Annotated in this window: 17 protein-coding genes and 1 other RNA gene; 7 read left to right on the top strand and 11 right to left on the bottom strand. The window is 71.2% G+C overall.

From position 1 onward, the window contains the following. Positions 1-63 precede the first annotated feature (63 nt). The 4 genes from ACFYWM_RS19535 to ACFYWM_RS19520 all read right to left on the bottom strand — a co-directional run bounded on the left by ACFYWM_RS19535 (position 64) and on the right by ACFYWM_RS19520 (position 6,437). Entirely contained in the window at positions 64-1,773 is a 1,710-nt protein-coding gene (locus tag ACFYWM_RS19535; RefSeq protein WP_389916506.1) for a hypothetical protein, read from the bottom strand. 100 nt (positions 1,774-1,873) lie between these two features. Beyond that, positions 1,874-2,644: an FkbM family methyltransferase gene (locus ACFYWM_RS19530; protein ID WP_389916504.1), complete on the bottom strand. Its 771-nt coding sequence runs from the start codon at positions 2,642-2,644 to the stop codon at positions 1,874-1,876. A 215-nt stretch (positions 2,645-2,859) separates the two neighbouring features. Continuing rightward, positions 2,860-5,088 carry an acyl-CoA dehydrogenase gene (locus tag ACFYWM_RS19525; RefSeq protein ID WP_389916502.1) on the bottom strand — a complete coding sequence of 743 codons (2,229 nt, stop codon included), beginning with the start codon at positions 5,086-5,088 and terminating at the stop codon, positions 2,860-2,862. Positions 5,089-5,204: 116 nt separating this feature from the next. Continuing rightward, positions 5,205-6,437: a hypothetical protein gene (locus ACFYWM_RS19520; protein ID WP_389916500.1), complete on the bottom strand. Its 1,233-nt coding sequence runs from the start codon at positions 6,435-6,437 to the stop codon at positions 5,205-5,207. A gap of 134 nt (positions 6,438-6,571) precedes the next feature. Between ACFYWM_RS19520 and ACFYWM_RS19515 the strand changes: the two genes are divergently transcribed. Further along, positions 6,572-8,170 (top strand): AMP-binding protein, encoded by a 1,599-nt coding sequence (locus tag ACFYWM_RS19515; RefSeq protein ID WP_389916498.1) that lies wholly within the window; start codon positions 6,572-6,574, stop codon positions 8,168-8,170. A gap of 19 nt (positions 8,171-8,189) precedes the next feature. Continuing rightward, entirely contained in the window at positions 8,190-9,320 is a 1,131-nt protein-coding gene (locus ACFYWM_RS19510; protein WP_389916496.1) for a S1C family serine protease, read from the top strand. A gap of 173 nt (positions 9,321-9,493) precedes the next feature. On the opposite strand, the gene ACFYWM_RS19505 is transcribed toward ACFYWM_RS19510, so the two are convergent. Beyond that, the gene (locus ACFYWM_RS19505; protein WP_389916493.1) at positions 9,494-10,564 is read right to left on the bottom strand and encodes a polysaccharide deacetylase family protein; all 1,071 of its coding nucleotides are present in this window, start codon (positions 10,562-10,564) and stop codon (positions 9,494-9,496) included. A gap of 337 nt (positions 10,565-10,901) precedes the next feature. On the opposite strand from ACFYWM_RS19505, the gene ACFYWM_RS19500 reads away from it, so the two are divergent. Further along, positions 10,902-11,732 (top strand): MIP/aquaporin family protein, encoded by an 831-nt coding sequence (locus tag ACFYWM_RS19500; protein ID WP_389916491.1) that lies wholly within the window; start codon positions 10,902-10,904, stop codon positions 11,730-11,732. An 81-nt stretch (positions 11,733-11,813) separates the two neighbouring features. Next, positions 11,814-13,331 carry a glycerol kinase GlpK gene (gene glpK, locus ACFYWM_RS19495; RefSeq protein WP_389916489.1) on the top strand — a complete coding sequence of 506 codons (1,518 nt, stop codon included), beginning with the start codon at positions 11,814-11,816 and terminating at the stop codon, positions 13,329-13,331. 185 nt (positions 13,332-13,516) lie between these two features. On the opposite strand, the gene ACFYWM_RS19490 is transcribed toward glpK, so the two are convergent. Then, positions 13,517-13,885, bottom strand: coding sequence for a roadblock/LC7 domain-containing protein (locus tag ACFYWM_RS19490; protein WP_389916487.1), 369 nt, complete (start codon positions 13,883-13,885; stop codon positions 13,517-13,519). Between the two features lie 75 nt (positions 13,886-13,960). Continuing rightward, complete coding sequence (locus ACFYWM_RS19485; RefSeq protein WP_389916485.1) at positions 13,961-14,875, bottom strand: hypothetical protein; 915 nt, start codon at positions 14,873-14,875, stop codon at positions 13,961-13,963. A gap of 496 nt (positions 14,876-15,371) precedes the next feature. Between ACFYWM_RS19485 and ACFYWM_RS19480 the strand changes: the two genes are divergently transcribed. From ACFYWM_RS19480 to ACFYWM_RS19470, 3 genes are all read left to right on the top strand, one after another. After that, positions 15,372-15,737 carry a hypothetical protein gene (locus ACFYWM_RS19480; RefSeq protein ID WP_389916483.1) on the top strand — a complete coding sequence of 122 codons (366 nt, stop codon included), beginning with the start codon at positions 15,372-15,374 and terminating at the stop codon, positions 15,735-15,737. 115 nt (positions 15,738-15,852) lie between these two features. Next, positions 15,853-16,053, top strand: coding sequence for an Arc family DNA-binding protein (locus ACFYWM_RS19475; RefSeq protein WP_389916481.1), 201 nt, complete (start codon positions 15,853-15,855; stop codon positions 16,051-16,053). Next, positions 16,050-16,424, top strand: coding sequence for a type II toxin-antitoxin system death-on-curing family toxin (locus ACFYWM_RS19470; RefSeq protein WP_389916479.1), 375 nt, complete (start codon positions 16,050-16,052; stop codon positions 16,422-16,424). The genes ACFYWM_RS19475 and ACFYWM_RS19470 overlap by 4 nt, the downstream gene beginning before the upstream one ends. A 129-nt stretch (positions 16,425-16,553) precedes the next feature. On the opposite strand, the gene ssrA is transcribed toward ACFYWM_RS19470, so the two are convergent. From ssrA to ftsX, 4 genes are all read right to left on the bottom strand, one after another. After that, positions 16,554-16,938, bottom strand: a transfer-messenger RNA (tmRNA) gene (gene ssrA / locus ACFYWM_RS19465). Between the two features lie 433 nt (positions 16,939-17,371). Beyond that, positions 17,372-19,258 carry a penicillin-binding transpeptidase domain-containing protein gene (locus ACFYWM_RS19460; RefSeq protein ID WP_389916477.1) on the bottom strand — a complete coding sequence of 629 codons (1,887 nt, stop codon included), beginning with the start codon at positions 19,256-19,258 and terminating at the stop codon, positions 17,372-17,374. Between the two features lie 2 nt (positions 19,259-19,260). Beyond that, on the bottom strand, positions 19,261-19,728 hold the full coding sequence (gene smpB, locus ACFYWM_RS19455; RefSeq protein WP_389916475.1) for an SsrA-binding protein SmpB: 468 nt from the start codon (positions 19,726-19,728) through the stop codon (positions 19,261-19,263). Between the two features lie 121 nt (positions 19,729-19,849). Continuing rightward, the gene (gene ftsX, locus ACFYWM_RS19450; RefSeq protein WP_389916473.1) at positions 19,850-20,758 is read right to left on the bottom strand and encodes a permease-like cell division protein FtsX; all 909 of its coding nucleotides are present in this window, start codon (positions 20,756-20,758) and stop codon (positions 19,850-19,852) included. Between the last annotated feature and the right edge of the window lie 30 nt (positions 20,759-20,788).

The raw sequence follows: 20,788 nt of genomic DNA, 5'->3' as shown, positions 1-20,788 counted from the left end.
GGTAAAAATGTGATAAATAATGTTACCAGCTGGTAAATCACGACATAGTTGCATCTCAGAGGATCAGAGGCGGAAGAGAAGCAGGTCCTGACCAGCGAAGATCAGGCGTGCGCCGGGAAGCCTGGCACGGAACAGGTTCTCGTTCGATCTCTGGATCAGCACGTGGCTGATCCCCTCGGCGGCCAGCGGCCCGGTCAGCGGGCCGGACCCCGCGAGAACCGCGCCCACCCTACGCGCCAGCGGGTCCTCGGTGGCGAGGGTGAGCGTGCGGCCGTCCCCCAGCCCGACCGGCAGGCCGTCGTTCCAGACGACCCCGCGCCGGAAGAGTTTCACCGCCGGGTCCAGCACCACCCGGCCCCCGTTCCAGCCGAACGCCCGGTAGGCCCCCCACGGCAGCGTCAGCAGCGCCCCCGGCGCGGGGTCCGCGTCCACAATCCTCTGCACCCTGGACCAGTCCGGCGGGTACTCGACCGCGACCAGCCTGCCGAACGCCCCCAGCGCGAAGGTGGGCAGCACCAGCAGGGGCAGCGCGAGCATGCCGGGACGGACGGCCGGGGCCAGGCGCGTGGTCACCGCGGCCAGGCCGACCGCCTGCAGCAGGACGAAGGGCGCGAGATAGAGCTGCCCGTCGCGCAGCGGCCCGAAGCCGGGCCACAGCCCGACCAGCGCCTCCACCACCCCCGGCAGGAAGGCCCCGGCACACCCCACCGCCAGCCCCGCCGCCGACGCCACCGCCAGCCCTCCCCAGTACGCGGGCCGCTCGCCGCTCTCCCCGTCACGGGACCCTCTGCCCCCGGCCTCGCGTCCCCGTCCCCCCTCCGCGCCCTGGGCGCCCCCCTCCGGGGCCTGGGTGCCTCCCAGGTTTTGGGTGCCTTCCGGGTTTTGGGCGCCCCCCTCCAGAGCCCGGCCGCTTCCGGCCCGGTCGCCCGCGACCGGCCATCCCGCTCCGAGCAGGGCGTACGCCGTCACCGTGGCCACGGCCACCGCCAGCCGGACCAGGGCCGACCACCAGGTCTCCTGTCCCGGTACGGCGGCTCCCGAGTTCCACACGCCGCCGAGGGTGAGCAGGCTGCCGAGGGTGCCCAGCGGCCCGTCCGCGCGCGGGGCGAAGGCCCGCACCCCGGCGGGGTCGGTGACGGCGGCGCTGCCCAGCGCCGGGACCAGCCACGGCAGGCTCAGTACGACGACGACCGGCAGGACGCGCGGGGCCCGGTGGCCCGCCACCGGCAGCACCGTCATCGCCGAGACGAGCATCGCCTGGAAACCGCCGACCGCCGCGGGGAGCAGCGCGAGGACCGTCCTCCAGGCCCCCGGGCGGGTGACCGCGCGCACCGCCCACGGCAGACCCGCGTACCCGAGCAGCAGCGCCCACTGGCCGAGCAGCAGCCGCTGGGCGAGGTAGACGTTCCAGGCGTAGAACGCGGCGGCGGCCAGCCGGGCGACCCGGCGCTCCCCGGGCACCAGGGCCGCGGCGCCCGTCGCGGCGAGCACGAAGATCCCCAGCAGGATCGCCTTCTGTACGACCTGGGCGGGAAGGACCGACGACAGCGACGACAGCAGGGCCACCACGAGGTCGCTCGGCACCGCGCGCGGGAAGCCGCCGCCGTCCGGCGGGATCGACGGGATCGGCGGGTCGGGCACGAACACCATGTCGTAGCGGAGCACGAAGCCGGGACCGAGCGCGGGCCAGAGCGCGAGCACCCCGAGGACCAGCCCCAGCAGCGCGGGAGCCAGGCGCGCGGCCCACCGTCCCGCGTGGTCGAGCCCGCTCACACCGGCCGCCCTTCGGCCCGGCGGGCGGGGCGGGGTTCCGCGACCGGACACCGGGCGGGGCGGGGCTCCACGGCCGGGGGGTGGGCGGGAAGGGCGCGCACTAGCGGGCGGAGGGGCGGAACAGCACCATGTTCACGTACTCGCCGCCGGGCTTGAGCAGGCGGGAGATGAAGCTGCGCTCCACCTCGCCGACCGCCGCCGCCTGGTGGGCGGCCAGGTCGAAGCCGTCCAGCGGGACCCAGTTCCCGCCGGTGAGCACGGAGCCGGTGTAGCCCCACTCGGCGAGCTGGTCGACGACCAGCCCGATGTCCTGGTGCCGGGTCTCCAGCTCGACGAGCAGGACGGGCCGGTCCCGGTGGATGGTCCGCTCGGCGCCGCGCAGGGCGGCGAGCTCGTGGCCCTCCACGTCGACCTTGACGAACCGGACGTCCTTCAGCTCCAGCTCGTCGATGGTGACGGTCGGGACGTCCACCGGCACGCCGTCCCCCTCGCCGTGGACGAGCGAGGCCGTGGCCTCCGCCCCCCGCCCGCCGCCCGGAATCCACAACCGCGCCGTGCCCGAGCGGTCCGAGGCACCCGCCGCGATCACCTTGACGTCGGGAAAGGTCCGTTCGAGCATGGCGGCCAGGCGGGGGTTGGCCTCGATCGAGACGACGTCACAGCCGAGCCGCCGCAGCTTCGCGGTCCACGGCCCGTACCAGACGCCCACGTCGACGGCGGTGCCGCCGCGCGGCGCGAACTCCTCGGCGCGGGCCAGTTCGGCGTCCAGCCGGGGGTAGACCCGGCGGATCACGGCGCCGAACCAGCGCAGCGGGACCGCGCCGGCGACGGCGCTCCGCACGACCACACCTGGCCGGAACCGCATCGACATGCGCGAAGCCTAACCGAAAGGCCAAAACCCGCCACGTACTGGACGTAACGGGTCTTGACGGGCGACGCCCGCCCGCGAGGTCACGGGCGGGCGAGGACGCGCCTCACGACGGCCCTCTCACAGCGACACCCTCACGACGGCACCTTCGCGACGGCCCCCTCACAGCGGTCCCTTCACGGCGGCACGAGGAGGGCGGGCCTATGACGGCAGGCGGGTCACTTGCCGGGCTCGGGGTCGCGGGGCAGCCCGAGCATGCGCTCGGCGATGATGTTGAGCTGCACCTCCGTGGTGCCGCCGTAGATCGTCATGGCCCGGGTGGAGAGCACCGCGCGGTTCCAGTAGCCCGCGTCGCCGAGCTTCATGTCGGCGGCGATGACGGCCGAGGAGCCGAGCAGCGAGACCGCGCACTCCGAGACGTGCTGGGCGTGCGAGGTGGACAGGAGCTTGCGCACCGAGGCGTCGGCGCCGGGCTCCAGGCCGGTCAGCTGCTTCAGGGTCACCCGCAGGCCGAGCGCGGCGATCGAGTGCCCCTCGCAGACGACGTGCGCCAGCTCCTGGCGCTCGGCGGGGGTGAGCTCCCTGCCGAGGCGCCCGGCCAGGCCGAGCAGGTCGGGCACCGACGAGCCGGTGCCGCCGGAACCCGACGAGAGCGAGACCCGCTCGTTCGACAGCGTGTTCCTGGCGACCTTCCAGCCCTGGCCCACCTCGCCGACGACCAGGTCGTCCGGGACGAACACGTCGTCGAGGAAGACCTCGTTGAACAGGTTCTCCCCGGTCATCTCGGTGAGCGGCCGCACCGTGACGCCGGGACCCTTCATGTCGACCAGGAAGTAGGTGATGCCCTCGTGCTTGGAGCCCTCGGAGGAGTTGCGGGCGATGCAGATGCCCCACTCGGCGAAGTGCGCCACGGAGGTCCAGATCTTCTGGCCGTTGAGCCGCCAGCCGCCCTCGACCTTCTCGGCCTTCATCTGCACGTTCGCCAGGTCGGAGCCCGCGCCGGGCTCGGAGAAGAGCTGGCACCAGATCATCTCGCCGCTCAGCGTGGGCGGCAGGAAGCGCTCCTGCTGCTCGGGGGTGCCATACGAGACGAGCGAGGGCACCACCCAGGCGCCGATGATCATCTGGGGCAGCTTGACCCTGGCCGCCTTGAGCTCCTGGAAGATGAGGACCTGCTCCAGCGGCTTGGCGTCGCGGCCCCAGGGCCTGGACAGGTGCGGCATGACGTATCCGGCGCTCGCCAGCGCCCGCTTCTGCTCCTTGCCCTCCAGGGCGGCGAACCCGGCGATCTCGGCGCGGATGCTCTCGCGCAGCTCGGCTGCTTCGTCGGGCAGCTCGATCTCCAGCTCCCGGCTCACCCCGTTCAGGGCCAGCTCCGCGACCGACTCGGCCCACTCCCCCGAGGAGCCGAGCAGGGCGCGCAGGGTCAGCGCGCGGCGGTAGTACAGGTGGGCGTCGTGCTCGTAGGTGTAGCCGATGCCGCCGAAGATCTGGATGGCGTCCTTGGCGCAGAGCACGGCCGCGTCGGGGGCGACCACCCCCGCGATCGCGGCGGCGTACGCGAGCTCGTCGGCCGAGACCTCGGCATCGGTGCCCGTGCCGTCCGTGGCGCGGGCGGCGTCCCACACGGTCGCGCGGGCCTGCTCCAGGGCGACGAGCATCCGGGAGGCCTTGTGCTTGACGCCCTGGAACTGCCCGATCGGGCGGCCGAACTGCACGCGGACCTTGGCGTACCCGGCGGCGGCGCTCACGCACCACGACGCGAGGCCCGCGGCCTCCGCGCCGAGCAGGATCGCGGCCAGGTTGAGGACCCCGGGCCCCTGCAGCCCGTCGAGGACCCGTCCCGCCGGTACGGTGACCGCGTCCAGCTCGACCTTGGCCACCCCCCGGGTGATGTCGAGCGCCCTGACCGGGGTGACGGTCGCGGCGGAGGCGTCGAGCGCGACCCACTCCTCGCCGCGGTCGGTGCTCACCGGGAGCACCAGGACGTCGGCCAGCGTGCCGCCCAGGACCAGCTCGGCGGTGCCGCCGACCGTGAGGGCGCCGTCCGCGCCCCGGGTGCCGGTGATCGAGGCGCCCAGCGCGACCGCGCCGGTCAGCGTGCCGTCCGCGAGGCCGGGCAGCAGCTCGGCGTGGGACTTGCCGTCGGAGGCGAGGATCACGGCACTGGCGAGCACCGTGGGGACGTACGGGCCGGGGGCGACGTGCTCGCCGAGCGCCTCGACGGCGACGGCGGTCTCCAGCAGGCCGTAGCCGCTGCCGCCGTGCTCCTCGGGGATGTGCAGGCCGAGCAGCCCCTGGCCGGCCAGCGCCGACCAGAAACCGGGGCGCTCCTCACCCTCGGCCGCGACGGCGGCGCGCACGACCTCGGACGGGACGTTGCGCTCCGCCCACCTGGTCACCGACTCCCGGAGCGCCTCGTGCTCCTCGCTCAACCCGATCGCCATGACAGCCTCCAGACAGGATTCAATGCCAGAACCATATTCTAGAAGGTACTTCCATCACAACGCGCGAGCCCCACCCCAGGGAACGGCGCGGGGAGCCGCCGGGAACCGGGAGCGCGTCAGAGGGCGCGGGCGCTCGCCATCAGGGGGGCGATGTCGGCCCAGAGCCGCTTGCGCGTGTCGGGCACGGTCACGAAGAGCACGGAGGGCTTGCGGCGGCCGACGTCGATCACCGCGAGCGCCGCCTGGGAGACGCGCCTCTCGCCCTTGACCTGGTAGGTGACCCGGTAGCCGAGCATCCATCCCCTGCCCGTGGCGGTGCGCTGCGAGGCGGTCCAGGTGACCTTGCCGCCCGCGGGGTGGTGGTTGCGGATCGTCCACCTCACCGCGTTCAGCGCCGCCCTGCGGTAGTCGGCGTCGCTCCTGAGGGCCTTGGCCGGGGTGGCGCCGGGCAGCGGCCCCGAGGCGATGACCGTGCGCGGCAACCGCGCCGTGCCGACCTGCTGGCCGACGGAGAACGACGGCACGGCCTTGGTCACCCACGGCGCGCCCAGGCTGGCGTAGGTCAGCGCGGACCTGGTGTCGGTCACCGCGCCCAGGACCACGCTCGGCGTGCCCGGCAGGACCCGCAGGGCGGTCGCGCCCGGCAGGGCGGGCAGCGTGATCGGCGAGACGGTCGGCGAGGGCTTCGCGGTGGGCAGCACGGCCCGGCCGACCCCGGCCGGGTCGCCGGGCTCGTCGCCGGAGAACAACACGAAGATCAGGACCACGATGACACCGGTGAGGGCGGCGGCGCCCAGGCTGTAGGCGACCCGGATAGGGATGTCGCCGATCCGCATCAGCAGGCCGCCGGGCTTCTTCGCCCCGTCCTTGGCCTCCGGGCCACCCGCGCCGCCGGGCCCGCCCTGCGGACCGGGCTCCCCGAACACCTCGGGCCGCCGCGCCGCGCCGGGCCACCCCGCCGCCACGCCCTGCCCGTCGCCCATCGGGGTTCCCGCGCCCGGACGGCCGGGCATCCCGTTCCTGTCGGGACGCCAGGGTCCGGCCGATCCGCCCACCTGCCTGACCGGGATCGTGCCGAGCCCGCCCGGCTCGCGCACCTGATCGGCGTCGGCCTCCGGCTCGTCGCGCCGGTCGCCGGGCGCGGTCAGGGGGCGGGGGAACGATCCAGGGGGCCTGGAGACCAGAGCGGTCTCCTCGCCGTCGCCGATGGGGAACCTCCGGGGCACCCGGGGGCTGATGATCGAACCGTCCTCGGCGGGAATGGCGGGTATGGGAGCCGTGGGCGCTTCATATGAGGGGATGTATCTCTCGTGAGAGCGCCCGGAGGAGTTGCCGCCGACGTCCGCCATACGCGCCAGGTTATGTCACGCCGGAAAGATTCGACGCATCGTCGTTTATTACGCTTCGGCCACGAGGTGTGCATCAGCCCAGGTAACCGTCTTTCCCCTTCCATGAACAGAATGTCGTTCTGTATGGTCGCGCCATGAGGGCTACGAGGGGCTTCTACGAGATCGCGGCGGCCGATCCCGGACGCGTCGCCGTCGTCGCGGACGCGACCGTAACCGGGAACGCGGCCGTGAACCAGGACACGACAGTGACCGGAAACCCGGCCGTGACCGTGACCGGCGACCCGGCCGTGAGCACGGCCACGGGCCCGGCCGGGGCGGTGACCGGGGCGGTGACCACGACCTACGGCGAGCTGCACGAGCGGGTCAACCAGGTCTCGCACGGCCTGCTGGCGCGCGGCACCCGGCCCGGGGACACCGTCGTGACGGTCCTGCCCAACGGGGTCGACGCGATCACGATGATGCTGGCGACGTTCCAGATCGGCGCCTATCACGTCCCGGTCAACTGGCACTACACGGCCGAGGAGATCGGCTACATCGTCGCCGACTGCGCGGCGCGGGTGGTGGTGAGCTCCGAGCGGTACGGGCACGCGGTGCCCGGCGGGTTCGTGGAGACCGGCGCCCTCGCCGAGGGCCGGCCGGTCACGCCGCCCGAGGGGCGCAGGGTCGGGTCGATGATGCTCTACACCTCGGGGACCACCGGCAAGCCCAAGGGCGTGCGGCGGCGGCTGATCGAGCTGAGCCCCGAGGACCTCCACCCGATCCTGATGCGCAAGGGCTGGCGGCACTTCGGGCTGCCGTCCGACGGGGTGCACCTGCTCCTGTCGCAGCTCTACCACTCGGCGCCGTACGGGCAGGCGATGATGGCCCTGCAGTTCGGGCACACCCTCGTGGTGACCGAGAGGTTCGACGCCGCGGAGACGCTGGAGCTGATCGAACGGCACCGGGTGACCAACGCGTTCATGGTGCCGACCATGTTCCACCGGCTGCTGGCCCTGCCCGCCTCCACCAGGGCAAAGCACGATTTATCGTCATTGACGCACCTGTATCACGGCGCCGCGCCCTGCCCGCCCGCCACCAAGCAGGCGATGATCGACTGGCTCGGCCCCGTGCTGTGGGAGTACTACGGCTCGACCGAGGCCGCCGTGGCCACGATGGTCTCCTCGGCGGAGTGGCTGGAGCGGCCGGGCACCGTCGGCCGGGCGATCGACGGCATCGCGTTCACGATCATCGGCGACGACGGATCCGAGCTCCCGCCCGGCGAGCCCGGCATGGTCTACATCGGCGGCATCAACCACTTCGAGTACCACCGCGACCCCTCCAAGACCGCCTCCACGATGCTCGGCGCCCTCTACACCCCCGGCGACATCGGCTATCTGGACGAGGACGGCTACCTGTTCCTCTGTGACCGGCGCACAGACCTGATCATCTCCGGCGGGGTCAACATCTACCCGGCCGAGGTCGAGGCCGCGCTCCAGGAGCACCCCTCGGTGGCGGACGTGGCGGTGATCGGCGTGCCCGACCCGGAGTGGGGCCAGCGCGTCGTCGCGCTGGTCCAGCCCGCGCCGGGCGCCGTCCCCGGCGCGGAGCTCACCGGGGAGCTGCTGGCCCACTGCGAGTCCCGGCTGGCACGCCTCAAGCACCCCCGGGTGATCGAGTACCGCGACCGGCTGCCGCGTACCCCCACGGGCAAGCTCAGCCGGAGCGACCTTCGTAATAAGTATCTTCCCGCCTGAGCTGGGCAAATACCCCTGTATGGGGGGATCAACGACAGGCGCCGCGCTGCTGGCGGCCGCCGTGATGGCGCTCGCCGGCTGCGGTCAGGACCTGCGACTGCGAACATCCGGGGCGGCCGGTTCTCCCGGCGCCCCCACACCGGGCGCGCCGGCGAGCACCTCCCCGGGCTCCCCGGGCTCCCCCGGAAGTTCTCCGGGGGGCACCCCCGGGCACGCCCCGGACGCCCTGGAGGCCGCGTACGAGCGGACCATCGCCAGGGTGCTGCCGTCCATCGTGCAGATCACCACCGGGAGCGGCCTGGGCTCGGGGATCGTGTACGACGCCGCCGGGCACGTCATCACCAACGCCCACGTCGTCGGGGACACCAAGAGCTTCAAGGTCACGCTCGCCACCGGCGGCGCCCCGCGGACGGCGCGGCTGGTCGACTCGTTCGAGCTGGGCGACCTGGCGGTGATCAGGGTGGACGACCCGGCCGGGCTGAGACCCGCCGTCTTCGGCGACTCCTCCAAACTGCGGGTCGGCGAGATCGTGATGGCCATGGGAAACCCGCTGGGCCTGTCGGGCAGCGTCACCGAGGGGATCATCTCGGCGCTGGGCCGCACGGTCACCGAACCCGGGGGCGAGGGCTCGCCGGGCGCGACGATCAGCGGGGCCATCCAGACCTCCGCGCCCATCAACCCGGGCAACAGCGGCGGCGCCCTGGTCAACCTCAGGGGCGAGGTCATCGGCGTGCCGACCCTGACCGCCGTCAACCCCGAGCTCGGCAACGCCCAGGCCCCGGGCATCGGCTTCGCGATCCCGGCCAACACCGTCAAGGACGTCGCCACGCAGATCATCAAGGACGGCAGGGTGACCAACACCCGCAGGGCCGCGCTCGGCGTCGTCGTGCGGACCGTGATCGACATGGCCGGGCAGCCCTCGGGCGTGAGCATCGTACGGGTGCAGCGGAACGGCGGCGCGGAGCGGGCGGGCCTCAAGGCCGGGGACGTGATCGTCTCGGTCGACGGCATGCCCACTCCGTCGACGCAGGAGCTGTCGTCGGTCCTCGCCCAGCTCCGGCCCGGCCAGGACGCGAAGGTCGAGATCCTGCGCCCCGACGGCTCGACGACCACCGTGGTCGTCCCCCTCACGGAGCTCTCCGGCAGCTGAGGCCGGGCGATCGCCGTGGTCGTCCCCCTGAGGAGCTCTCCGGCGGCTGAGGCCGGCGGCTCCCCCACACCGCCCCGAGGGCCACCGTGATCCCCGGGACCGCGACGCCGGATGAGGGCCGCGCGGGCCGCGGGCCGGGGGTCGTGTGACCGCCCGGCCGGGTCGGCACCGGGTCAGTAGGGCAGGACGCGGTCGGTGTAGGACTTGGCCACGAAGGGCGCCTTGAACTTGGGGAAGGCGACCGTCTTCACGTCGCCGTCGGAGGTGTAGCGCTCGTCGGCGTTCGCCTTCAGCCAGTCGAGCCAGGCCACGGAGCAGAACTTCGCGCAGTCGCCCTTCTTGTCCATCGAGCGGATGCGCGGGATGCCGAGCGGGTCGAACTTCTTGTTGAACGGCGACAGCGCCGGGGTGTAACCGGCGAGGAACACGCCGCCGTAGTCGTAGGAGACGTCCCCCGAGGAGCCCTTGCGGCCCCACTCCTTGGTGTCGGGCTGGTTGCCGTACGGCAGGGCGAGCGTGACCGGGGGCACCTTGATCAGGCCGGTGATGAGCCGGTGGCCCGCCGCCACCTCCGAATTGACCGCCTTCTTCGGCTTGCCGCGCAGGCTGAGGTGGTCGCGGGTGTGGTTGCCGATGTCGTACCCCTTGTCGGCGAGCCAGAGGAGCATCTGCGCCCCCTCCTCCGGCGTCGCCTTGCCGAACATGTCGCGCGTGACGTAGAACGTTCCAACACCGCGGAAGCCCGGGTAGGTCTTGGCGACGTCCTGGAGGATCGCGACGGCCGTGTTCGGCTTGGGCAGCCCGCTCCCGTCCAGCTCGAACTGCGAGGGCGAGGAGTCGTCGAAGGTGAGGACGACGGGGTGCTTGCCCGCCGGGATGTCCATGCGGCCGGTGACGAACTCGGCCGCGGTGACCGCGACGTAGTCCTCCTTGGCCAGCCGCTCCAGCTCGGTACGGAACTGCTTGGGGGTGCGGTCGTCCTGGGTGGTGGGCTTGTCGACCACCCGGTGGTACATGAGGACGGGCACCTGGCCGAGCTCGTTGGCCTTGACCTTGGCCGCCGCCTGCGTCTTGGCCTTGAGGAGGTTGGCCTGCGAGGCCGCGGCGGCCGACGCCTTGGCCGCGGCCGCCACCCTGGCCTTCTGCTCGTCGTTCTCGTCCGGTCCCGTCGATCCACATCCGGCCAGCACGACCCCCGTCGCGACGACGGCCACACCGGCCCTGCCCACTCTGAGACGGCCCATCGAATTCCTCCAAAGCGCACTGACGATACGCTTCTCATCCCCCTCTGACCTGCGGGATGACCTCCGCACCCGGCAAAGGTTCCCGCCGGAGCGGCTCTGGGGCGGGCTCGCGCGACCCCACCGGGAACGGGGCCCTCACAGCCGGGGACTCCGGGCGGTGACAGGAGTCTCACCGAGCGGAGACACCCCAAGTGCGGACGTTGACGGATATTCCGGTCACGTTACCGATGACTTAGATTGTTGACCAAAATTCAACAATTTCGTCACTTTACCGTTGACTGCCCCTGAATTCGCGCCTACCGTCCGGGCATCCATGCGGCGTCGTAAGGGGGAAAATGTGGCGGAAAGGCTGAAGAACCGGGGGCTTGTCGGCGAGCTGGCGGCCGAGTTCGCGGGCACCATGATCCTGATCCTGTTCGGGGTGGCGGTGGTGGCCCAGGTCGTGGCGGCAGAGATCGGCGACCACGACAGCATCGCGTGGGCGTGGGGGCTCGGCGTGACCCTCGGCGTCTACGTCGCGGGACGCATCAGCGGGGCCCATCTCAACCCCGCCGTCACCATCGCGCTCGCCGCCTTCAAGGGATTCTCCTGGCGCAAGGTGCTGCCGTACTCCCTGGCACAGACCGCGGGCGCCTTCGTGGCGGCGCTCATCGTCCGCTTCAACTACAGCGAGGTGCTGCAGAAGGCCGACCCTGGGCTCACGATCAAGACCCAGGGCGTCTTCTCGACCCTCCCCGGCAACGGGAGCCTGCCCGTCGGCACCTGGGGCGCCTTCCGCGACCAGGTGATCGGCACCGCGATCCTGCTCCTGCTCATCCTCGCCGTCTCCGACGCGCGCAACTCCGCCCCCCTGGCCAACCTGGCCCCCTTCGTCGTCGGCCTGATCGTGGTGGCCATCGGGATGGCCTGGGGCACCAACGCCGGTTACGCCATCAACCCCGCCCGCGACTTCGGGCCGCGACTCGCCTCGTTCCTCACCGGGTACGAGACCGCCTGGCAGGATCAGTACGGCCAGCTCTACTTCTGGGTGCCGATCGTGGCGCCCGTCATCGGAGGTCTGATCGGGGCGTTCCTGTACCAGGTCCTGATCGCCAGGTTCCTTCCCCCCGAGGACGTCGCCCCCGAGGTGGGGCGGGTGCCCTCCGGCGAGGGAACCGCCCCCGCCTGAGCGGGACCGCGACCACGATCGGGAACCGTTACGGGGAGAGCGGCAGATCTCCCGGAGAGTCTCACAGAGGAGGCACCATCCATGCCTGACTTCGTCGGAGCGATCGACCAGGGAACGACGAGCACCCGATTCATGATCTTCGATCATGGTGGCAACGAGATAGGCCGTCACCAGCTCGAACACGAGCAGATCCTGCCCCGGGCCGGGTGGGTCGAGCACAACCCCACGGAGATCTGGGAGCGCACCCGGGCGGTGATCGAGACCGCGATGAACAGGGCGGGCCTCGCCGCCTCCGACCTGGCCGCGCTCGGCGTCACCAACCAGCGCGAGACCGCGGTGGTCTGGAACCGGAGGACCGGGCGCCCGTACCACAACGCGATCGTCTGGCAGGACACCCGCACCGACCGGATCGCCTCCGCCCTGGACCGCGACGGCAGGGGCGACGTCATCCGCCGCAGGGCGGGCCTGCCCCCGGCGACCTACTTCTCCGGCGGAAAGATCCAGTGGATCCTGGAGAACGTCGACGGGGTGCGCGAGGCGGCCGAGGCGGGAGAGGCGATCTTCGGCAACACCGACACGTGGCTGCTGTGGAACCTGACCGGCGGCACCGACGGCGGCGTGCACGTCACCGACCCGACCAACGCCAGCCGCACGATGCTGATGGACCTGGAGACCCTCGACTGGGATGACGAGCTGCTGTCCTTCTTCGGCATCCCCCGGCAGATGCTGCCCGCCATCGCCCCCTCCTCCCACCCCGGCCTGTACGGCGTCACCCGGGCGAACGGCCCGCTGAAGGGTGAGGTCCCGCTCTCCGGCGACCTCGGCGACCAGCAGGCCGCCACCGTCGGGCAGGTCTGCTTCGGCGTCGGCGAGGCCAAGAACACCTACGGCACCGGCAACTTCCTGCTGCTCAACACCGGCACCGAGCTGGTCCGCTCCCAGAACGGCCTGCTCACCACCGTCTGCTACCGCTTCGGCGAGGAGCCGCCGGTGTACGCGCTGGAGGGCTCCATCGCGGTGACCGGCTCCGCCGTGCAGTGGCTGCGCGACCAGCTCGGCATCATCTCGGGGGCGGCGCAGAGCGAGGCGCTCGCCCGGCAGGTCGAGGACAACGGCGGCGTCTACTTCGTCCCCGCCTTCTCCGGCCTGTTCGCCCCGTACTGGCGTTCCGACGCCCGGGGCGCCATCGTCGGCCTGTCGCGCTTCAACAACAACGCCCACCTGGCGCGGGCCACCCTGGAGTCCATCTGCTACCAGACCCGCGACGTGGTCGAGGCGATGCGGCAGGACTCCGGCGTCGCCCTCGACGTCCTGCGCGTCGACGGCGGCGTCACCGCCAACGACCTGTGCATGCAGATCCAGGCCGACCTGCTCGGCGTGCCCGTCTCCCGGCCCGTCGTGGCCGAGACGACCGCCCTGGGGGCCGCGTACGCGGCGGGGCTCGCCGTCGGCTTCTGGAAGTCGACCGAGGAGCTCAGGCAGAACTGGCAGGAGGGCCGCCGCTGGGAGCCCCAGTGGTCGGACGAGCAGCGGGCCACCGGCTACGCGGGCTGGAAGAAGGCGGTTGAGCGAACCCTCGACTGGGTCGACGTCTCCTGAACGACCGAGCCCGGCCCTTCGATCCGGGCCGGGCCTTCGGTCCAGGCCAGGACCGAAGGCCGGGCCTCCGATTCAAGTCGGGCCTCCGGCCGGGTCCCGATCCTCAGTCGGGTCCCGGTCCCAGGTCCAGGCCGGGCCTCCGATCCGGGCCGGGCCTTCGGTCCAGGCCGCGGGAGGAGTCCCGGTCAGGCACCGGCGAGCATCGCGCCGAGCCTCTCGACCGTGGGCCGGGACTCCACGTGCAGCCGGGAGACGTCCAGCCCCTCGTCGGCGAGCACGACGAGCAGCGCCTCCTGGCGGACGGCGTAGACGACGATGTATCCGCTGCGGCAGCGGGTCACCACCTCACGAAGCTCCCCCATGCCCACCTCGTAACCGGTGCGCTTGCCCAGGCCCAGCGTGGCGGCGGCCAGGGCCGCCAGCACCTCGGGCCTCGCACCCTCGCTGTCGGCCGCCACGAGAAGCCCGTCCACGGACGCCACGGCCGTCTCCAGCACCCCGGTCACCTGATCACGCAGGATCTTCAGCTCGGCGAGCACCGCTTGCTTGGTCATCGGATACCTCCAGCGTGGGGCCCCCGGGTCTCGACCCCGGGGAGACAAGGACGCGGCACGGTGCCGCCTGGTGTGTCACTCACCGGCAGGACCGACCTCTTCCGCCTCCTGCGGCAGGGATCGCAGGGCGAGCAGGGGCCGCGCGGGGACCGGTCGTCCTCCCCCTGCCAGGGCCGGCATCTCGTTGATCTTGCTGGTACCGGGGCGACGGCGCGGCAGCCGGGTGGCCGGGTTCTCGTCCTCGTCCTCCTCGGGCGCGGGAACGGAGGGCTCCGCCGCCGTGGAGCCGGGACCACCGAGGTCGAGCACCCGCTCCTCGACCATCCTGGCGATCTCGCTCATCACCGCGAACAGGCCCTTGCCCAGTACGAAGGCGATGTCGCGCGGCGTACGGCGGCCGTTCGCCCGCTCCAGGACGGCGCGGCGGATGCGGTCGGCGCCGAGCAGCGTGGGGGCGGGAACCGCCGGGGGCACCGGCCTGACGCGCATCGACAGGCCGATCTCCCGCCAGCGCCCCGTGTGCCCCATCCGGCGCGCGGTCTCCCGCGCCAGCCGCTCGTGCCCGACGCCCGGCAGGACCGGCAGCAGCGGCAGGCGGTCGCCGGGGCCCACCGGCTCGGCGGCGCACGACTCGACGCCGGACAGGACCATGGCGAACACCGCGTCGAAGAGCGCGGCCAGGCATACCGCCTCCAGGGCCGCCTCGCCGATGATCCCGCGCCCGGCGAGCTCGGCGGCCAGCCGGTCGGCGGGGGCGCCGGTCGTGTACGCGTCGGTCCAGTCCTTCTCCGACACCCGGCCCGACCGCAGCAGCAACGACTCCGGGCCGGGGGCCGCCGGGGTCGTGGCGGCCACCACGAGGCCGTCCCTGACCCACAGCGCCCCTCCCGGGCCGCCCTCGACGCGGAGCACGCCGGAGAACCCCTCGTGGGAGAGCCGGAGCAGGGATCTGCCGATCTCGCCCAGCACCTCCGGCTCCTCGGCGGTCACGCCGTCATCCCCTTCCGGGAAGGGGAGCGGTCGGCCGCTCCACGGGACGGCATCGGCTGGATCGCGGCCGACGACGACACAAGGTCACCTCTGGTTCTGCTCGCGGGGGGTGAGTCGTTCACGTACGGGATGCAAACCGGCCTTCGCCACTTCGTCCCCCAGGTCTTCCACGGGCGTGCCCGGCCGGGAACGGTTGTGGCCCCGGTGCCACCGCGCACCCCCGGGCGAGCCCGGAGGGATCCGGGGCGTCACGCGGGCCACCCGCGTTCCGCGGGCCTGCACGGGTCACACCCCGACCGGAGAATTGAGCGCTAGGTATGTCCCCGGATGAGCCGATCATCCGCTACTACACCATATTGCACTTCACTAACGGTAGTAGATAAGTGTACTTTACGTATCTGCAGCCACAAATTGGCTCGCCTGACCGTCCGATTGGTTCGCCCGGGTCTCCCGGCGAGGCGCCGGGACGCACGCGACCCCCCTGGGAAAGAAGCTCATGAACATCGAAACCGCCCTCAAGGAAACCATGACGATCGACGGCGCCGTCGGCGCCGCGCTGGTCGACTACGAAAGCGGCATGTGCCTCGGGACCATCGGAGGGAGCCGTGACCTCGATCTGGAGGTGGCCGCCGCGGGCAACACCGAGGTCGTCCGGGCCAAGGTCAGGACCCTCTCAGCGCTGAACATCGACGACACCGTCGAGGACATGCTGATCACGCTGGCCAAGCAGTACCACATCATCAGGCTCCTGTCCGACAGCAACGGCCACACCTTCCTGTACCTGGTGCTCGACCGCGAACGCTCCAACCTGGCCCTGGCCCGGCACCACCTCAGGCGCATCGAGAGCGCGCTCACCATCTAGACACACGGGGAACCACGGGGCGGCATCACAGCCGGGAGGGCGAGTTCGTCCGGGAGCGGGAACCCCATGGGAAGTGACACCACTTTTGATACCACTCCCAGGTACCATCGGGGCCATGGACCTTCGCCTCCGCCTTCCCGACGAGACCCACCGGCGGCTGCGCGCCGTCGCCGACGAGAGCGGCAACAGCCTCAACGCCGAAATCTTGACCGCCATCGAGGAGCACCTGGAGCGCGGGCAGACCAGCGCGGTGCGGGCCATCGCCCGCAAGGTCGCCGAGCGTGACGCCGAGCTCCTCGACAGGCTTTCCAGGTGACCATCTACCTCACGAAGGCCGACGTTCTGGCCATCGCCGAGGAAATCCTGCCTTCTGTCGGCCTACGGGACGGCGGCCAGTTGCACGCGGCGGTGCTCAGACCACAAACCAGCGTCTTCGGGGACGACGCCTACCCCGACCTGTGGATCAAGGCTGCCGCACTGATGCAGAGCCTGATCATCGGCCATCCCCTGGTCGACGGAAACAAGCGGCTCGGCTGGACCTCGGCCGTCGTCTTCCTGGAACTGAACGGCGAGACGCTGAGCGGCGCCGACGCCGACGCGGCCGAAGCCCTCGTGATCGCCGTCACCACGGGCACGCTGGACGACGTGACCGAGATCGCCAAACGACTCCACGAGCTGGAGCCGTAGATCTACGGCGGTTTCGGCCACGATGCCCCTCTCAAGGGGGCCGCAGAAACGACGAAGGGCGGCCGGGGCGGCGCTGGGCCGACCCGACCGCCCTTCGGCGATCTGTTCCGCGCGCTGGACGCGGAACGGGGGTGGAGGTGGCGGGAATCGAACCCGCGTCCTTCAACTCCAAGACAGGGCTTCTCCGGGTGGAGCCTGCTGTGCTTTTCTCAGCCCCGGCGATCACGCAGGCAAGTTGCCGACGGGCTCAGCCACTGTAAGATTTCCCGATCTTCCCCGTGGCCGGGTCGATCGGTTGAGCCTCCTAGCGATGCCGGATCCGGGCCGGAGGCGCTCCCGGGCCGGCAGAAGTCACTCGCTGCTTAGGCGGCGAGTGCCAGGTTGCCCTGGCTGACTTCGGAGTGCGTCTTATTGGCACTTGTTGGTCGCGGTCACAGTGTTAACGAGGTTATGTCCGCAGTCCTCGACCCGCTTCACCTGACTTGTAAAGCCAAAGTCGAAACCAGTCACCCCCTGTTGAGTTTTCAACGCGACCCCGAAGGGCCGAGCTATCCGAAGATACCTCTTGCAACACGGCTGACGCGAATCGAATTCCCGCCGGGCGCGCCGCCCCCCGAACGCCGAAACCCCGGGGACACCCGCGAATGGCGAGCGTCCCCGGGGTCGACCGGCAGGGTCGAGCCGGTCCTGACGGCAGGGCTTCCCCCGAGATGAAGCCCTGATCTCATCACAGCGACCGGGTCCGCAACCCCCCAAGCGGAGCCCGGTCACTTAGAAGGACGCAAACAAGACACTCCATGGTTGCTCGGAGTGAAAAGAATATTCCGGAGAGTCACGACACACCGTGAGAACCCTGTCACGGCGCACCGAGAAGCCCCCGTCACAGCCGGAAGCTTCCGCCGCAGCCGGGTCGGAAGCTTCACAGCCGGGCCGGAAGGAAGCCTTCGTCACATACCCGCGTGGAGCCCCTGGAAGAAGCGCCCGGCGACGGCCGCCCCGGCCGCGCTGTCCGGGCTCTGCGCCAGCACGGCGACGGCGACGTCCCCCTGCCACCCGACGAACCAGGAGAGCGGCTTGTTCTTCTGCGAGGCGGCGGCGGTGATGCCGTGGACAGGGTCGCCGAGGGCCGCGGCGGCGCGCGCGGAGCCCGAGGTCACCCCGCTGCGCATGAAGGCGCGGAGGGTCTCGACCGTCTTCTCGTCCAGCTTGACCGGGTCGGGAACCTTGGCCGGCTTGGTGTCGATCGTGGGGTCGGCCGTCCTGGGCTCGGTGACCAGGACCGGCGGGCGCCAGGTGCCGGAGGCGACGGCCCCCGCGACCAGCGCCATGGACAGCGGGCTGACCAGGACGTTCTGCCCGGTGATGGCCCTGGCCGTGGCCGCGTCGTTCTTCAGCGGTCGCATGGAGCCGCTGAACGACTTCAGCGGGAGGGTCCAGGGCACCCCGATGCCGAACTTCGCGGCGTCGGTCGCCAGCTCCGCGCCGTCGATCCTGCGGGCCAGCGCGGCGAGCGCGGTCACGCAGCCGGTGGCGAAACTGGCCTGGAGGGTCGGCGAGCCCCCCGCGGGCCCGCCCTCCTGGTGGAACGCGGCCCCCCCGACGGACCGGTCGGCCGGGCAGGCCACCTTCTGCCTGGGGTCGATCTTCGCCCTGAGCATGCCCTCGACGGTCATGATCGAGAACGCGGTCCCGGCGGGGAACCGCCCGGCGAGGGCGTGCCTCTCCTGGTTGTACTGCTCGGTGCTCGACACCGCCAGGATGTCGCCGGTCGAGGCCTGCACCGCGACCAGCATGCCGGGAGTCCCGCCCAGCAGCGCGCTGTCGGCCGCCTTCTGGTGGGAGCGGTCGAGCGTGGTCCGGACCGGCGAGGTGGAGCGGTCGGGCCGCCACTTCTTGAGCTCGGTCACCTTGAGCGTCTTGAGGTCGACCGTGATCACCCGGGTGTCGGTCGAGCCGGTCAGATGCTCCTGGTAGGCCTTCTGCAGGCCGGCCCTGCCGACCGTGTCGCCGGCCCGCTGCGGGCCGCCGAGCTGCTGCTCGCTCTCCGGGGTGACGGCGGTGACGGTGCCGACGATCTGGGTGGGCGAGGCGGGGGCCACCGCCTGCGTCTGCGTGGAGAGGGTGAGGCCGGGGATCGCCTCCAGCTGCCCCTGCAGCTGCCGGAACTTCGTACGGCCGAAGGTGACCAGCGGCACCTGGATGTTGGGCGGCGCGGAACGGATCCGGCTCAGCAGGCGGTCCTGCGGGAAGCCGGTGATCTTGGACAGCCTCTCGCAGAGCTTGTCCGCCTCGCCGCTCTTCAGGTTGGACGGCACCACGCTCGCCACGTGCAGGACGGCCTTCTCCTGCAGCGGGTCGCGGTTGCGGTCGAGGATCGGCTGGCGGCCCTCGGGGGTGACCTTCACCGCGAACCGCTCCCCCTCGCGCAGCTGGGGGTGCAGGACGCTGGGCGACCAGCGCACCCGCCACTGGCCGTCGACCAGGTGGAGGGGCAGCTTGCCCTCGTACTCCCACAGGGGGTTGTTCTCCCCCAGGTCGACCTCGGCGTCGAAGTCGGCCTCGACCTCGTCCGCCGCGCGCCGCATGCTCTTGACGTTGAAGCGGAACGAGGCCGCGTCGAGCTGGAGCTTGGCGTCCTCCAGCGCCCGGCTGACCACCTTCTGGTCGCCGTCCGTGCGTCTGGCCGCGGCGGCGTAGTCGCCCGTCTGCCAGCCGATCAGGAAGTCGCGCACCGCCTCGTGGGCCGAGGGCTCCTCGAAGCACGCGGACAGCATGGGAGCCGTCGCCACCAGCGCGAGCGCGGCGGCGGCGGTTCGCCGGGCCTTGCCCCTCACGATCACCTGTTCCTGTGCCTGAGCGCGCGCGCCATCTCCCGCTTGGCCTGGTTCTCGGCCAGCGTCTGCCGCTTGTCCCAGTCTTTCTTTCCCTTGGCGAGGCCGATCTCTATCTTGGCCTTGCCGTCCTTGAAGTAGATGGCGAGCGGCACCAGGGTGAGGCCGCCCTCCTTGGTCTTGGAGATCAGCTTGTCGATCTCCTTGCGGTGCAGCAGGAGCTTGCGGGTTCGGCGCGCGGCGTGGTTGGTCCAGGTCCCCATGGTGTATTCGGGGATGTGGACGTTGATCAGCCAGGCCTCGCCGTCCTTGATGACGGCGTACCCGTCGAGGAGGGAGGCACGGCCGAGCCGCAGCGACTTGACCTCCGTGCCCTGGAGCACGAGACCAGCCTCGTAGGTGTCCTCGATGTGGTAGTCGTGCCAGGCACGCTTGTTCTGGGCGATTACCTTACGCCCGGTCTCACGTGGCATGCCTGGAGCCTACCGGTGACCGGAGCCGCGGACCGCGCCCGCGAGCGCGTACGGGACCTGGATCGGCGCGCGAAGGCGCCACGCTCGCGGGGCGGTCACGACGGACGGGGACACGGGATCGTCACACCCGCAGGTAGCGGCGGAGGGTGACGAAGGAGGCCAGCACACAGATGAGCACGCCGAAGACCATGGTGACGCTGATCACCGAGGCGACCGTCTCCCAGGACAGCTGGCTGTTGGGAGAGAGGTAGAGCTGCACCCCGTCGAAGAGGAAGACCTTGCTGACGATGAGCAGCATCGCGGCCAGCACACCGCCGATCAGGCCGGCGATGACGCCCTCCATCACGAACGGGAGCTGGATGTAGAGGTTGGAGGCACCCACCAGCCGCATGATGCCGGTCTCCCGCCTGCGGTTGTACGCCGAGAGCCTGACCGTGTTGCCGATCAGCAGCGTGGCCGCGAAGACCAGGATGATCGCCACCACCAGGGCCGCCCAGCGGAGCTTCTCCAGCAGCCCGAAGAACTTCTCCAGGAGCTCCTTCTGGTTGACCACGTTGGAGACCCCCGGGGCGCCCTTGACCGCCTCGATCACCGGCCCGTACGCCTCGGGGTCCTTGAGCTTGACCCGCAGCGACTCGGGCATGTCCTCGACCTGGATGGCCGAGAGCAGCACGGTGTTGTTGGCGTTCTGGTCCCGGAAGTTCTTGTAGGCCTCGGCCGCGTTCTCGACGGTGACGGCCTCGACCTGGGACATGTTCTCGATGGTCGACTTGAGCTCGGCCTGCTCCTGGGCGTTCACGCCGCCGCTGCCCTTGCACTGCGGGAAGGGATCGTTCTTCTTGCACAGGAAGACCGAGACCTCGACCTTGTCCGCCCAGAAGTCCTTCATGCTGTTGATCTGGGAGTTGATCATCAGACCGACGCCCAGCAACGCCATGCCGATCGCCACGGTCACGATGACCGCGATGGTCATCGTGAGGTTGCGGCGGAGGCCGATCCAGACCTCGGAGAAGATGAAGTTTGCCCGCATGCTCTTCCTGTCGCTCTATCCGGTCCTGGT

Source organism: Streptosporangium sp. NPDC002721, assembly GCF_042888905.1.
In the GTDB taxonomy this organism is placed as follows: domain Bacteria; phylum Actinomycetota; class Actinomycetes; order Streptosporangiales; family Streptosporangiaceae; genus Streptosporangium.
This window is presented reverse-complemented; position numbering and strand designations above follow the sequence as displayed.